At 63.8% G+C, this 13,942-nt stretch carries 11 protein-coding genes; 3 read left to right on the top strand and 8 right to left on the bottom strand.

Features of this window, described 5'->3' with window-relative positions; translation table 11 throughout:
- Positions 1-29: 29 nt before the first annotated feature.
- From K1X41_RS01325 to dut, 6 genes are all read right to left on the bottom strand, one after another.
- On the bottom strand, positions 30-695 hold the full coding sequence (locus K1X41_RS01325) for a pentapeptide repeat-containing protein (RefSeq protein WP_133616652.1): 666 nt from the start codon (positions 693-695) through the stop codon (positions 30-32).
- Between the two features lie 6 nt (positions 696-701).
- On the bottom strand, positions 702-2,672 hold the full coding sequence (dxs, locus tag K1X41_RS01320) for a 1-deoxy-D-xylulose-5-phosphate synthase (RefSeq protein ID WP_133616651.1): 1,971 nt from the start codon (positions 2,670-2,672) through the stop codon (positions 702-704).
- 141 nt (positions 2,673-2,813) lie between these two features.
- A complete protein-coding gene (gene acnA / locus K1X41_RS01315) occupies positions 2,814-5,483 on the bottom strand; it encodes an aconitate hydratase AcnA (protein ID WP_132203291.1) in 2,670 nt (889 codons plus the stop codon).
- A gap of 62 nt (positions 5,484-5,545) precedes the next feature.
- Positions 5,546-6,232, bottom strand: a complete 687-nt coding sequence (locus K1X41_RS01310) for a DUF3159 domain-containing protein (protein ID WP_220175143.1) — start codon at positions 6,230-6,232, stop codon at positions 5,546-5,548.
- A gap of 110 nt (positions 6,233-6,342) precedes the next feature.
- Complete coding sequence (locus K1X41_RS01305; RefSeq protein WP_220175142.1) at positions 6,343-7,032, bottom strand: DUF3710 domain-containing protein; 690 nt, start codon at positions 7,030-7,032, stop codon at positions 6,343-6,345.
- An 85-nt stretch (positions 7,033-7,117) separates the two neighbouring features.
- Positions 7,118-7,555, bottom strand: coding sequence for a dUTP diphosphatase (gene dut / locus K1X41_RS01300; RefSeq protein ID WP_220175141.1), 438 nt, complete (start codon positions 7,553-7,555; stop codon positions 7,118-7,120).
- 98 nt (positions 7,556-7,653) lie between these two features.
- Between dut and K1X41_RS01295 the strand changes: the two genes are divergently transcribed.
- On the top strand, positions 7,654-8,142 hold the full coding sequence (locus tag K1X41_RS01295; protein ID WP_133617750.1) for a DUF3093 domain-containing protein: 489 nt from the start codon (positions 7,654-7,656) through the stop codon (positions 8,140-8,142).
- A 200-nt stretch (positions 8,143-8,342) separates the two neighbouring features.
- Here K1X41_RS01295 and K1X41_RS01290 read toward each other — a convergent pair whose 3' ends face one another.
- Positions 8,343-8,633, bottom strand: coding sequence for a DUF4193 domain-containing protein (locus K1X41_RS01290; protein ID WP_132204039.1), 291 nt, complete (start codon positions 8,631-8,633; stop codon positions 8,343-8,345).
- Positions 8,634-8,843: 210 nt separating this feature from the next.
- Here K1X41_RS01290 and sepH point away from each other — a divergent pair, with 210 nt between their 5' ends.
- A complete protein-coding gene (gene sepH / locus K1X41_RS01285; protein ID WP_220175140.1) occupies positions 8,844-10,127 on the top strand; it encodes a septation protein SepH in 1,284 nt (427 codons plus the stop codon).
- Between the two features lie 36 nt (positions 10,128-10,163).
- Here sepH and K1X41_RS01280 read toward each other — a convergent pair whose 3' ends face one another.
- The gene (locus K1X41_RS01280) at positions 10,164-11,405 is read right to left on the bottom strand and encodes an alkaline phosphatase family protein (protein WP_133617749.1); all 1,242 of its coding nucleotides are present in this window, start codon (positions 11,403-11,405) and stop codon (positions 10,164-10,166) included.
- A gap of 10 nt (positions 11,406-11,415) precedes the next feature.
- Between K1X41_RS01280 and K1X41_RS01275 the strand changes: the two genes are divergently transcribed.
- Positions 11,416-13,866 carry a DNA gyrase/topoisomerase IV subunit A gene (locus tag K1X41_RS01275; protein WP_133617748.1) on the top strand — a complete coding sequence of 817 codons (2,451 nt, stop codon included), beginning with the start codon at positions 11,416-11,418 and terminating at the stop codon, positions 13,864-13,866.
- Positions 13,867-13,942: the final 76 nt, after the last annotated feature.

The following is a 13,942-nucleotide window of genomic DNA, read 5'->3' as shown; positions in this document are numbered from 1 at the left end:
TCTGATTGAAGCGCACGGAGCACACGTATTCAGTCCTCGACTGAGATGCCCAGGTGTGAGGCGAACACCCGCGTCAGTTCTGCTGCCTGCTGCGAGGAGATCGTCGCGCCCCGCAGATTCTGGGCATCGCTGATGCTGCCAATGATTGTGAGGCCACGCAGATCGACGTCTGACAATCGTGCGCCATCAATCTGCAGCGTGTCCACTCGGCAATTCTCGAATGAAACACCCGCAAGCGTCGCGCCGCCGAAATCAAGTTCGCTAAACACGCAGTCGCGAAACACCACCCGTTGTAACTGTGCGGCACGGAAATTCACCCAGCCGAACTTGCTCTCCGCAATGAGCGTGCCTCGGAACTCGCCATCGTGTACCTCCATGGCGCCGACGCGTGAACCCAGGAGCTCAGCGTCGCGAAACAGCACTCTCGAACCCCGCAACGTGGGAACGTTGAGGCCCGTGATTCGAGTCTCGGAAATTCGAGCACCGCGGAGCGACAGCTCCTCCCCCGTGATGCCATTGAGCACACACTCCGAAAACGAGGCGCCGTCGAGCGAGTCCTCATGCGCGGTAGCATCGGTGAATTCAATCAGATCGTAGCTCCCGCGTGCACCAGGTGCGTTGGCAGGAGCGTGATCGAGCCTCGGAAAGCGCAGCGGCTCAAGCACGGGAAAACGCGGGACCTTGCGGACAGCCATGGAAGCCTACGGGTGCGTCTCGGGCAGCGGACCGTCCACGGGGAGCGCGATGGGTTCCGTGCGGGGCTCTTGGCGTGCGACCGGTACTTTGACCCCGCGCACCTGCGCTGAGACATCGGCCGCGATCTGTGCGGCGGTGAGCCCGGCAGACTCGAGCAACTGTTCGCGTGAGGCGTGTTCGGGGAACTCGTCTGGCGTGCCCAGCTCACTGACCGCGGTATCCACCTCCGCATCGCGCAGCGCCTGCCTGATCCGGGTTCCGACACCGCCGACGCGGATACCATCTTCGATACTGATGAGCAAGCGATGCGATCGGGCCAGCTCAACGACGGACTGTGCGACAGGAACCACCCAGCGCGGATCCACCACGCTCGAACTAATTCCGTGCTCGGTGAGCAGTTCGGCTGCTTCCAGTGCAATCGCCGCCATCGGTCCGACCGTCACGAAGAGGACATCGCGTTCTACCGCTTCGGGCGGCACCTCGCGCAGCACATCGACGCCGTCCGTGGTGCGGCGGAGCGCAGGGATCGGCCGGCCGACAGACCCCTTGGGGTACCGGATCACTGTCGGCCCGTCGTCGATCGCCACCGCCTCAGCGAGAAGCTCGCGGAGGGTTTCTTCGTCGCGCGGTGCCGATATCCGGATCCCGGGCACTACCTGGAGCGTCGCGAGATCCCACACACCATTGTGGCTGGCGCCATCGGGGCCGGTGAGGCCTGCGCGGTCAAGCACGAACGTGACGCCGGCGTGGTGGAGCGCGACATCCATGAGCAGCTGATCGAAGGCGCGATTCATGAACGTCGCGTAGACCGCCACGACGGGGTGCAGGCCCCCGTAGGCAAGGCCGGCAGCACTCGTCACCGCGTGCTGTTCAGCGATTCCCACATCGTAGACTCGCTTCGGGTGCTTCTCTGCCAACGCGTCGAGCCCAGTGGGGGCAAGCATCGCAGCGGTGATCGCCACGATGCGATCGTTCGTGTCCGCGAGTTCGACAATTCGTTTGCGGAACACGCCTGTCCAGCTCGCGCCGTTCGATACCGAAACCGGCTCACCATTGCCGGGATTGATCTGGCCAACCGAGTGGAACTGGTCAGCTTCATCGTTTTCCGCAGGCGCGTAGCCGCGACCCTTCTCGGTGATGACGTGCACGAGGGTGGGGCGTCCGTAGCCCTTGGCCTGGTGCAGCACTTCTTCGACGGCGGCGAGGTCGTGCCCGTCAACCGGGCCGAGATACTTGATGTCGAGGTTTGAGTACAGGTGGTCGTTGTTACTTGCCCGGCTCAAGAAACCGTGCAGGGCCCCGCGTGTGCCGCGGTAGAGCGTTCGACCTGGCCGCCCCAAACGCGAAAACAGCTTTTCGCTGCCCTCCTGCAGATCGCGGTAGGTGTCTTTGGAGCGCACCGAGTTGAGGAATCGTGCCATGCCGCCAATCGTCGGGGCGTAGGACCGTCCGTTGTCGTTCACGACGATGACCAGGTTGCGGTCGTTATCGTCGGTGATGTTGTTCAATGCTTCCCAGGTCATGCCTCCCGTGAGGGCGCCGTCTCCCACGAGCGCGACCACGTGACGATCTTCCTGGCCGGTTCGGGCAAACGCGCGCGAAATCCCATCCGCCCAGCTCAGCGAGCTGGATGCGTGTGAGCTCTCCACGATGTCGTGTTCCGACTCCGAGCGCTGCGGGTACCCGGCGAGTCCGCCTTTGCGTCGCAGCAACGAGAAGTCGCGGCGGCCGGTGAGGATCTTATGCACGTAGCTCTGGTGACCCGTATCGAAGACGATGGGATCACGGGGTGAGTCAAACACGCGATGGATCGCAATCGTTAACTCAACGACGCCGAGGTTCGGGCCCAGGTGTCCGCCAGTCTTGGCGACCTCAGCGATCAAGAACTCCCGAATCTCCGCTGCAAGCTGCAGGCACTCTTCGGGGGTGAGGGCATCGAGGTCTCGCGGACCTTCGATTCCATCCAGAATCGCCACCCGGTTACCTCCCCTTCAGCCCCAGCCGAGAGTGGCGGAGTATCTCAACAGTCTACTCGCCGGAGCGTGGTGAAGCTGCACCAGCACACACGCACAGGGCCCGAGTGCATGCACCCGGGCCCTGTATAGCGCGTAGCGTCCCTAGACGAGCGAACGCAGCACGTACTGGAGAATACCGCCGTTGCGGTAGTAGTCCGCCTCACCCGGGGTGTCGATGCGCACGACCGCGTCGAAGGCGACGACGTTGCCGTCAGCCTTCGTCGCTGTCACGGCAACGGTCTTCGGGGTGACGCCCTCGTTGAGCTGCGTGACGCCGGCAATGTCGAACGTCTCCGTGCCGTCAAGTCCGAGCGAATCAGCGCTCTCGCCCACGGGGAACTGCAGCGGCAGTACGCCCATACCGATCAGGTTCGAGCGGTGAATACGCTCGAAGCTCTCGGTGATCACGGCCTTAACACCCAGCAGACTGGTGCCCTTTGCGGCCCAGTCGCGTGAGGAGCCCGAACCGTATTCCTTGCCACCGAGCACCACGAGTGGGATACCAGCTGCCTGGTAGTTCTGCGACGCATCGTAGATGTAGGACTTCGGTGCGCCCTCCTGGGTGAAGTCGCGCGTGAACCCACCTTCTACGTTGTCGAGGAGCTGGTTGCGGAGGCGGATGTTCGCGAAGGTGCCGCGGATCATGACCTCATGGTTGCCACGGCGCGAGCCATAGGTGTTGAAATCGCGCACCGCGATGCCGTTCTCGACCAAGTACTGACCGGCCGGAGTCTCAGCGCGGAAGCTGCCAGCGGGGCTGATGTGGTCAGTGGTGACCGAATCGCCGAGCTTGGCGAGCACGCGCGCACCCGAGATGTCGGTGACCGGAACCGTCTCGAGGGTCATGCCCTCGAAGTACGGTGCCTTGCGCACGTAGGTCGACTTTTCGTCCCAGGCGAAGGTGTTGCCGTCGGGTGTCGGCAGCGAGGTCCAGTGCTCGTCACCGTCGAACACTGTGGCGTACTTCGACGTGAACATGTCGGAGTCGATCGAGGCGTCGGCGATCTGCTGCACCTCGGTCGGGTCGGGCCAGATGTCACGCAGGAAGACGTCGTTTCCGTCGTGATCCTTGCCGAGTGACTCCGTGTCGAAGTCGAAGTCCATCGTGCCGGCAAGCGAGTACGCGATCACGAGCGGCGGGCTCGCGAGGTAGTTCATCTTGATATCCGGGTTGATGCGGCCCTCGAAGTTGCGGTTACCCGAGAGCACGGCCGTGACGGCCAGATCGTTCTCGTTGACCGCGTGCGAGATCTCCTCGTTCAGCGGGCCGGAGTTTCCGATGCAGGTCACGCAGCCATAACCGACGGTGTAGAAGCCCAGGGCTTCAAGGTCCTGATTCAGACCCGACTTCTCGTAGTAGTCCGTGACGACCTTGGATCCCGGTGCCAGCGTAGTCTTGACCCAGGGCTGCGCCTTGAGGCCCTTAGCGACTGCGTTGCGAGCGAGCACGCCCGCCGCGAGCATGACCGAGGGGTTCGAGGTGTTCGTGCACGAGGTGATCGAAGCGAGCGTCACCGCGCCGTGATCGAGTTCGAACTCGTTACCTGCAGTGTCTGTGACCTTTGCGGGGTTGGCTGCCTGCGCGTAGTTCTTGAGATCGGTCTCGAACTGCGTCTTCGCCGCGGTGAGCTCGATGCGATCCTGCGGACGCTTCGGGCCGGCGATCGAAGACACGACCGTGCTGAGATCGAGCTCGAGGTACTCGCTGAACTCGGGCTCCTTCGCAGGGTCATGCCACATGCCCTGCTCCTGGGTGTACGCCTTGATCAGGGCGATCTGCTCTTCGCTGCGCCCGGTGAGGCGGAGGTAGTCAAGCGTCACATCGTCCACTGGGAACATCGCCGCGGTCGAGCCGAACTCCGGGCTCATATTGCCGATGGTGGCGCGGTTCGCGAGCGGCACGGAGCCAACGCCCTCCCCGTAGAACTCGACGAACTTGCCGACGACGCCGTGCTGGCGCAGCATCTGAGTGATCGTGAGCACCACATCGGTCGCAGTAACGCCTGCGGGGATCTTGCCAGAAAGCTTGAAACCGACGACGCGTGGGATCAGCATCGAGATGGGCTGACCGAGCATAGCGGCCTCGGCCTCAATGCCGCCAACACCCCAGCCCAGCACGCCGAGGCCGTTCTCCATCGTGGTGTGCGAGTCGGTGCCAACACAGGTGTCGGGGTACGCCTGGAGCGCGCCGTTGACCGTGCGAGTGAAGGTGACGCGCGCCAGGTATTCAATGTTGACCTGGTGCACGATGCCTGTCCCGGGCGGGACCACCTTGAACTCGTCAAACGCCCCCTGGCCCCAGCGCAGGAACTGGTAGCGCTCGCCGTTGCGCTGGTACTCGATCTCAACGTTGCGCGCAGCTGCGTCAGCGGAGCCGTACACATCGGAGATCACCGAGTGGTCGATGACCATCTCAGCGGGTGCCAGCGGGTTGATCTTGTCGGGCGTGCCCCCGAGATCGACGACGGCCTCACGCATCGTCGCGAGGTCAACCACGCAGGGAACGCCGGTGAAGTCCTGCATGATGACGCGTGCCGGGGTGAACTGAATCTCCGTGTCGGGCTGTGCTGCGGGATCCCAGCCGCCCAGCGCCTCGATGTGCGCCTTCGTGACGTTCGCACCGTCTTCGGTGCGGAGCAGGTTTTCCAGCAGCACCTTCAGGCTGTAGGGCAAACGCTCGTGGCCGGGTACGCGGTCGATCCGGTAGATCTCGTAGTCCTGCTCGCCGACGGCGAGGGTGCTCTTCGCGTCGAAGCTGTTGACGGCTCCCATGAGGCTCCTCCAATTTATCTCGATGTCAAGATAACTCTACACCGAAATGGAGCCCTCAAGACTCACTCCGGCGGGGCGGTTTGCCCAGTGCTCCCAACGATATCGGGCTTCGAATCATCAGATGATTTCGCGACACGCCGAACCCCGAACCAGGTGACAATGATCACAGCAGCGAACAGCGGCGTGCCCATTACGATCCTGGCCGCGCCGAGCGCGGTGACCTGCTCTGCGAGATACATCGGAAGCTGCACAGCGAGGCGCGCAACGAACATCGCGAGCCAGAGCAGCGTCAGCAGCGTGCCCATGCGCTTCAGCCGCAGTTCACGCCGCCACCCTGTGAGATCGCCACGTACAAACCCGATCACAAGACCGATGGCTGGCCAGCCAATGAGCAACGAAATCACGAGCCCAAGGGCCCACGCCGTGTTGATGACGAATCCCCACAGGAAGTAGTCGACGCCGCGTCCCGTGACCAGGGTGATGAGCACGGCAATGCCAACCCCGAGCATGCCTGACAGCGCCGAGACTGGCGTCTCCCGCCGCACGAGACGGATGACAAACAGGATCACGGCGAGCACGCCCGGCACGATCGCGGCGAGCCGCGCATCTTGAGTCGGGACGTAAATTCCGAGGAAAATCAAGCTGGGCAGCAACGTTTCCGCGACCCCACGCCAGCCGCCGATCGTGGCGAGCACGTTCTGCGCGTTGACGTCCTCGCCTGCGGCGCCTGCCTGAACGGCACGGGCCATCCCGCCGAGCCGCTGGACCGCCCCGACCGGAACTCCCTGCGCGGGGTGAGCGCCACTCTGCGCTTCCTCCGCCGGCTCACGTTCTGGTTCGAGGGGCCCACTGTTCACGCTCACGCGGGCTGCGCCCCATCTGGTGCGTCCGTGCGCTGAGCCTGGACTCCGGCGGGCACCTTGAGCGGGAGCAGCTCACTCGGCGGCATGGGCTGATCGCCACGGACAACCACGAGTTCGCGGAACACCTCAAGCACGCGCTCACGCGCCTGCGAGTCCGTCGCGCCCTGCCCCATGAGAACTCCACGCAGCATCCACCGTGGGCCGTCAACCGCGATGAAGCGCACCGTGCGGGATCCGCCCTGTTCGGCAGTGGCCGTGGTTTGCACCAGCAGCTCGGGGCCGAGCGGGCCGGATTCCTCAGCAACGGTGGCACCCTGAGCGCTCATCTGCTGGGTCAGCTCTCCGCGCACTCCGTGCCACAGGCCCGTAGTCTTCGGAGCGGCAAACGCCTGCACCTGGAGGAGGGACTCGGCATACTCGAGGGACACCGCGACGACTCGATTCGCACGCTCGTCAACCTCGAGCCTGAGCTGCAGTCCCTCGCGTGGTGCCACCTTGATGCCACCGAGATCGACGTACGGGCGCATAGCGGGCACTTCCGCTGCGTCGAACGGTCCGGCGACCTCGCGATCCTCCGGTGCGGACTTGGTGTCATCCACCTCATCGGGGGTGGCCTCGCGCAGTTCCACTTCTTCGGCGGTTCGCTGCGGCTCTGCCGCCTCCTGCTCGCGCTGTTCGTCGCTCATACTCGTCTACTCCTTGTTCGCTCCCCGCAATGCGAGGCCTTAACGGTGAGGCAACACGACCGAAGTGGCCGCGTGCCCAAGATTCTTAGCCGCGGACTCCGGTTGAGCCGAAACCGCTGGTGCCGCGCACGCTCTCGGGCAGCTCTGCAACCGGAATAAACGTTGCGCGCGACACCGGCATGATGATGAGTTGGGCAATGCGATCCCCCACCTCCACGTCGAATGCCGTGTTTTGATCCGTATTGAGCAGGGTGACCTTGATTTCACCGCGGTACCCGGCATCGATCGTGCCGGGCGAATTGACCACTGTGATGCCATGTTTGGCTGCGAGCCCGCTGCGCGGCACCACGAAACCCGCATAGCCTTCGGGCAACGCGATCGCGACACCGGTGCCCACGAGCGCGCGAGCGCCCGGCGCGAGCGTCACTGGCTCGGAAGCCATCAAGTCGGCACCTGCGTCATCCGCGTGTGCGTAACGGGGCGCATTCTCAGCGTGGAACGGAATCTCAACTACATCGGTCACCCGGCCAGGTTATCGGATCATCCCGCCCGCGGACTCACTCTTTGCTGAAGCACCTGCGCACACAGCGAGGGCGTAGGCGCTTGAGAGATAATGAGAGCATGACGAGCGACGTTTCCGCCTCCAGCGCGGCCTCCGCAACACCTTCTTCTCCGGAATACCGCGAGCGCTTGGTACCGGGACCAGGGCTATTCATCGCCTTGCTGCTCATTGTTCCGGCTGTAGCGCTCGTGTTCACCCCGATTAACGCTCCGTTCGCGATCCCGATGGGAGTGATCGTGTTCGTGATTGCGTGTGTGACGATGCTCCTCCTCGCGCCCACGGTGCGGGTGTCGGGGAATACGCTCATCGCCGGACATGCTTCGATCCCGGTCAATCAGCTCGGTGACATCGAACTGCTGGGGAGCGAGGCGCTCCGCGCGGCAATCGGGCCCGGCCTTGACGCTCGGAGCTTTCTGATGGTGCGCGGTTGGATCCACCGCGGGCTCCGGATCGTGAACATTGATCCTGCAGACCCCGCTCCGTACTGGATCATCACCACACGGCACCCGAAGAAGCTTGCAGACGCCATCGTCGCAGCTCGGGGCTAAGTTCCAGGCGTTGCGCAGGCACGGAAAAGCCCGCGTCACCCCTCGCATTCGAGAGCGGTGACGCGGGCTTTCATGTGTTTCCGGGGTCGAAATTGCTCCGCGTGGGTTTCCCGTCACAGCGGCCACGCAGCGTTCCCACGGCCTCAACCGTGCACTGTCACGCGGTGGTGCGAGCACCGTGCGCCCGCACCCTGATGAACTTAGACCGCGCACTCCGCGCAAATAGGTCCAAGATCAGTCTGGTGATCCATCTGGGAGCGGTGGCGCACCAGGAAGCAATTGACGCAGGTGAACTCGTCATCCTGCTGTGGAAGCACGACGACGTCGAGTTCCACGTCGGACAGATCTGATCCGCCTAGATCAAAACTGGGGTTATCGGCGTCCTCCGAATCGAGGCCCGAAGCGCCCTTAGCGGGCCCGCGTTCTTTCAGCGCCTCAATGGAGTCGGCTTCTTCTTCGGACTTCCGGGGGGCGTCGTAATCAGTAGCCATTCTCTCCTGCAATCTTGTGCCGTATTTCAGCACCACAACCATCGAGCGGCCATAGTCTGCCGTACGATTCACGTTTCATGCAAACTCTGAGCCTCCGAGTTCTCTGTACGCGAAATGTATGTGCCCGAAGTTTCCTACGCGCCGCGTCAATACTGCACACCACCGGTGAGGTGTGTCACCCTGGTTCGCGAGCGAGGAAGGGATGCGCCGATGGATGAATTGCGCTTTGTGCGACGTGAGGATCAGACACTCATCGTTGCGAACGATGCCGACCAGGAATTCCGACTCGTCGTCGACGATGCCGTACTGAGCGAATTGCGGGCACTGAGCCGGCGCGAACGCGATACGAGCAAGGTGCGGCCGCGTGAGATCCAGGCCCTGATCCGCGCCGGGAAGACGCGTGCCGAAATCGTCGCTCAGACCGGGCTCGACGAGTCCGATATCGAGCGTTACGAGGAACCCGTGCTCGCAGAGCGTCGGTATGTCCTTGAGCGCGCGCACGCTGTGCCTGTGCGCGCTGAAGCGCACGCAGACTCGGATCAGCGCTTCGGATCCGTCATTCAGGAACGCCTCATCTCCCTCGGCGCAGATGCCAGCGAGTGGTCGTCCTGGCGCGACGAGGAGACCGGGTGGATGATCGGTCTCGAGTTCATCTCTCATGACGTGGCTCACCGTGCGGTGTGGGCATTCGAGCACCGCAAGGGCGCGCTCTCCCCCATTACTCCGGACGCGGTGAACTTGTCGAAACAGGGCGAGGTGGGCGATCGGCTGATTCCGAAGCTCCGAGCGGTTGACACCGCGGATGGAGCGACACGCTTCGACTCGGGAGCGTTTGACGCAAACGAAGTGGCTTCGGCCGTTGCAGAGGCACCTACTGTTGAGCTGGCGGACGCTTCATCTCCAGCCGCTCAGGATTCTCCGTCGGACGCCGTACAGGACGCGACACCGGAGAGTGTCGAGGCCGACTACGAGCGCAGGCGCGAGATCGACCAACGCGCCATCAAGACGAGTGAAGCGCTCCCGGTGGATCTCAGCCAGACCGCTGATTTGCTTGACGCCCTGCGCCGCAGGAGAGGCGAGCGCGACGAAGCGAACCGCGCAGCAGCACTCGCCGAAGTTGCAGAGACGGCCGCACCAGAAACGCCGGGCGCAGACGTGGGCGGCGAAGCTCAGCTGGAACTTCCCGAACCGACGCCGCCGCCCTCCGAAGCACGTGCACGCAGCATCTGGGGTGCGAGTGGAGTGAGTGGCTCTGCACCGCCCCGTGGGAGTCGCAGCGAAGCTCCCGCTGCGCCAGCGAATGCCACCAAACCGCTCCCGAAGGCGCCGCGGTCCCCCGCCGAGTCGCTTGCAGCCGCGCCAAACTCTGAAGCTCCTGCGCCAGAGAAGGCCGAAGATACACAGGAAAAGCTTCCCAAAAAGGGACGCGCATCAATCCCCAGCTGGGACGACATCCTGTTCGGTACTCGCAGCGACGAAGACCCGAACCAGTAGCGACAGGGGCGCCCCCCTGTGGAGCGCCCCTCGAACTCAGGTTCCGTTGACTCCGCTGCGGCTCGCGACGGCAGTGACCAGAGCCGCGAAACTGGTCCCAGCAAGTGCCCCACCCAGCGCGAGCGGCACACCGCGCTCCTCATCGCTGAATGACCCGTGTTGCCCGATCATGGCGTGAGAGCCAGCATCGTCGCTACTCAAGGTGTACGCGACGCGTTTCCTGGCCGCGATAAGTACATCGCCCAGCCGCTCGGCGACGCCGGGCGCCACGGGTCCGAACAATCCCGCAGCAATTCCCTCATCGCGGGTAAATACCCACGCACGATCCCGTTCAGACTCTGCCCAGCGCTGTTGCACTTCGGTCGGGTCCGCACCTGGCGTCAGATAGAGCGAGCGAAACCGCGGTTCACCACCGATCTCAGCGACTCCCGCGAGGAGTTCGGGTGCTGAGTCCATGAGCACGTGCTGCTCTGGTGCAACGTCGACGATGCCATGATCTGCAGTCACCACGACGCCGACTTCCCCAGGCAGTGTGCGCAAGAAGTCTGTGAGTGCAGCATCGAGCTGCTCCAATCTGCGCACCCATTCACCGCTCGCTGAGCCATACTCGTGTGCCGCGCGATCGAGCTCGTCAATGTAGAGATACATCACCGTCGGTTCTCCGCCCCGCAGCGCTTGTGAGGCAATCGCGAAACGATCGTCGATCCGCTGGCCAGCGAGATACTCGGCACCCGAAAGTATCGCCTCGGTGAGCCCACCGTTCGCGTGGGCCGGCCGGCCGATCACCAGTGGGCGAGCACCGAGTGCGGCTGCCTGCGCAAAAAGCGGCTCGGCGAGCTGCCATGTGCGGCGATCAGCGATCCCATCCCACTCGTTGAGTGTGGTGATGACACCGAGTTCTGGGTGGCGGATCCGGTAGCCAATGAGTCCGTGCGCCCCTGGCAGCCTGCCGGTCGTGATCGTTGTCAACGCGGCACCCGTCGTTGAGGGTGCAACTGTCTCAATGCGCCGCTGCGGGAGCCCCGCCAGTGTCGGCGCGTGGCCGCGGCGTGCTCGCAGGTTCGCGTGACCGAGACCGTCAACGACGAGCAACACGAGTGAGCGCAGCGGCGGGATCTGCTGCGGATCGAGCTCTCCCAGGCGGGCCCCGCCCGGCGAACCGAAGGCGCGCTCAAGTGTTTCGAGTGGATTGTGGCCGAGGCCCTGTGAGACTGCGGCAAGTCCGCTTGGCAGAATCGCGGCAAGCCTCGCGCCGTTGTCGGCAGCTGTCGGTAGCATGATCTCCATTATGACCGAATCGCCCGGAGCCCCACACGAGATCGCCGGCGAACGCATCGAGGACATTGACATCTCCCAGGAGATGGAGGGTTCGTTCCTTGAGTACGCCTACTCCGTAATCTACTCGCGCGCCTTGCCTGATGCCCGTGACGGGCTGAAGCCTGTGCAGCGCAGAATCCTGTTCATGATGGACGACATGGGACTACGCCCCGAGAAGGGCCACGTGAAGTCGGCCCGCGTCGTCGGCGAAGTGATGGGCAAACTGCACCCGCACGGCGATTCGTCGATCTACGACGCGCTCGTGCGCATGGCGCAGAGCTTCAATATGCGCCTGCCCCTTGTGGACGGCCATGGCAACTTCGGCTCGCTCGACGACGGCCCGGCTGCCTCCCGATACACCGAGGCTCGCCTCGCCGGCGCTGCGCTCGCGATGACGGACTCACTCGACGAGAACGTCGTGGATTTCGTTCCCAACTATGACAATCAGATCATGCAGCCGGAGGTGCTGCCTTCGGCTGTGCCCAACCTGCTTGTGAACGGTGCGAGCGGCATCGCCGTCGGCATGGCCACGAACCTTGCGCCGCATAACCTGATTGAGGTGGTGGACGGCGCGAAGCATCTACTGCATCACCCGAACGCCACTGTTGAAGAACTCATGGAGTTTATCCCCGGCCCGGATCTGCCTGGTGGCGGAACGATAGTCGGTCTTGACGGGGTTAAAGACGCCTACCGGACTGGTCGTGGCGCCTTCCGCACGCGCGCCAAGGTGGCTGTCGAGCAGCTCGGGCCTCGCCGCACCGGCCTGGTCGTTACGGAACTCCCCTATTTGGTTGGCCCCGAGCGCGTGATCGAGAAGATCAAGCAAGGAGTCGAAGCGAAGAAGCTTTCTGGCATCTCTGACGTTGCTGACCTCACCGACCGCAAGAACGGGCTCCGTCTCGTGATTACCCTCAAGACCGGATTCGCGCCAGAAGCCGTGCTCGAGCAGCTCTACCGCTACACTCCGCTCGAGGACTCGTTCAGCATCAACTCCGTTGCTCTGGTGAATGGACAGCCGCAGACGCTTGGTCTCCGCGAGATGCTCCGGGTCTTTATCGAGCATCGGATCTCAGTGATCACGCGGCGGTCGCAGTACCGCCTCGATAAACGTCGCGATCGTCTGCACCTTGTGGAGGGTCTGCTCATCGCGATCCTGGATATCGATGAGGTCATCCAGCTCATCCGCACCAGTGACGACTCGGAGACAGCTCGCACCCGTCTGATGCAGGTGTTTGACCTGTCCGAGGCGCAGGCTGAGTACATCCTTGAGCTCCGCCTGCGGCGGCTCACAAAGTTCTCTCGGGTCGAACTGGAGAGCGAGCGAGACGAGCTGAACGCTGAAATTGCGCGCCTGCTCGAGATTCTCGGCAGTGATGCGCGCCTGCGCGGTGTGGTGTCGACTGAGCTCGACGAGGCCGCTGCCGCGTGGGGCACGCCGCGGCGCACCCTGCTCACTGGTGCCGTGGTGCGTCCGACGCGCACCGCAGCTGCGTCAGCTTCGCTCGAAGTCGCTGACACCCCGTGTTCGGTGCTCCTCTCCGTCACCGGCCGCGCGCTGCGAGTCGATCGCGATCCGGAATCTCCCGAGTCAACCCGCGGCGCACCGCGTGCCACAAAGCACGGTGCCGTCCTCTCAAGCGCTGAGGGCACCGTACGCGGCGAGTTCGGTGCGGTGCTATCCGACGGTACGTTGCACCGTTTCACGCCCGTAGACCTGCCCCTGGTGCCCGCAGCGAGCATCGCCTTTTCAGCGGGCGCCAAGCTCCTTGACTACCTCGGTGTCACCGACAAGAAACTGCGAGTCGTCGGCATCGCTCCGCTCGATCAGGACACGCCGATCGGGCTCTGCACGCAGCAGGGCACCGTCAAACGAGTGGTGCTCACTGAGCTGCCGGCAAAGCCCACGTTTGAAGTCATCGGACTCAAAACTGGCGATCAATTGGTAGCGGCATTCCCTGCGCCAGACGGAGCGGAGTTCGCGATTGTCACGAGCGACGCGCAGTTGCTGCGATTCGACGCGACCACGGTGCGCCCGCAGGGACGCCCTGCGGCTGGAATGGCCGGTATTCGCTTGGGCGCCGAAGCGAAGGTCGTCTTCGCCAATGCGATACCGGCCGACTCCGCTGCGAAGGTCGTGACCGTGGCGGACAGTTCAATCACGCTGCCGGGCACCGACGTTGCGACGGCAAAGATCACTGACTGGGCCGAGATCCCGCCGAAGGGCCGCGCAACCGGTGGCGTGCGCATTCAGCGCTTCTTGAAGTGGGAAGACCAGATTGCCTGTGCGTGGGTCGGTACTGGCGAGCCACGTGCGCTTGCGGCAGACGGTGCGGCACGGAAGCTGCCAACCGAGCTCGGGAAGCGCGACGGTTCTGGACAGCCGATCGACGGCGCTGCGGCGTATGTCGGCGAGGCGCCCTAGGGGCACTTCGCACCGCGGCGCTGGGGCACACGGCAATGCTGGGGCGCAGCGCTCCTGTGCCGCTGCGCTCCAGCGC

This window comes from Leucobacter luti (assembly GCF_019464495.1).
Lineage (GTDB): Bacteria > Actinomycetota > Actinomycetes > Actinomycetales > Microbacteriaceae > Leucobacter > Leucobacter luti_A.
This window is presented reverse-complemented; position numbering and strand designations above follow the sequence as displayed.

Coding starts and splice junctions, on each gene's coding strand:
- K1X41_RS01290 (WP_132204039.1), bottom strand. CDS start 8,633: ATGGCTACTGATTACGACGCCCCCCGGAAGTCCGAAGAAGAAGCCGAC.
- K1X41_RS01295 (WP_133617750.1), top strand. CDS start 7,654: ATGACGAGCGACGTTTCCGCCTCCAGCGCGGCCTCCGCAACACCTTCT.
- sepH (WP_220175140.1), top strand. CDS start 8,844: ATGGATGAATTGCGCTTTGTGCGACGTGAGGATCAGACACTCATCGTT.
- K1X41_RS01310 (WP_220175143.1), bottom strand. CDS start 6,232: ATGGCCCGTGCCGTTCAGGCAGGCGCCGCAGGCGAGGACGTCAACGCG.
- K1X41_RS01275 (WP_133617748.1), top strand. CDS start 11,416: ATGACCGAATCGCCCGGAGCCCCACACGAGATCGCCGGCGAACGCATC.
- K1X41_RS01325 (WP_133616652.1), bottom strand. CDS start 695: ATGGCTGTCCGCAAGGTCCCGCGTTTTCCCGTGCTTGAGCCGCTGCGC.
- K1X41_RS01305 (WP_220175142.1), bottom strand. CDS start 7,032: ATGAGCGACGAACAGCGCGAGCAGGAGGCGGCAGAGCCGCAGCGAACC.
- acnA (WP_132203291.1), bottom strand. CDS start 5,483: ATGGGAGCCGTCAACAGCTTCGACGCGAAGAGCACCCTCGCCGTCGGC.
- K1X41_RS01280 (WP_133617749.1), bottom strand. CDS start 11,405: ATGCTACCGACAGCTGCCGACAACGGCGCGAGGCTTGCCGCGATTCTG.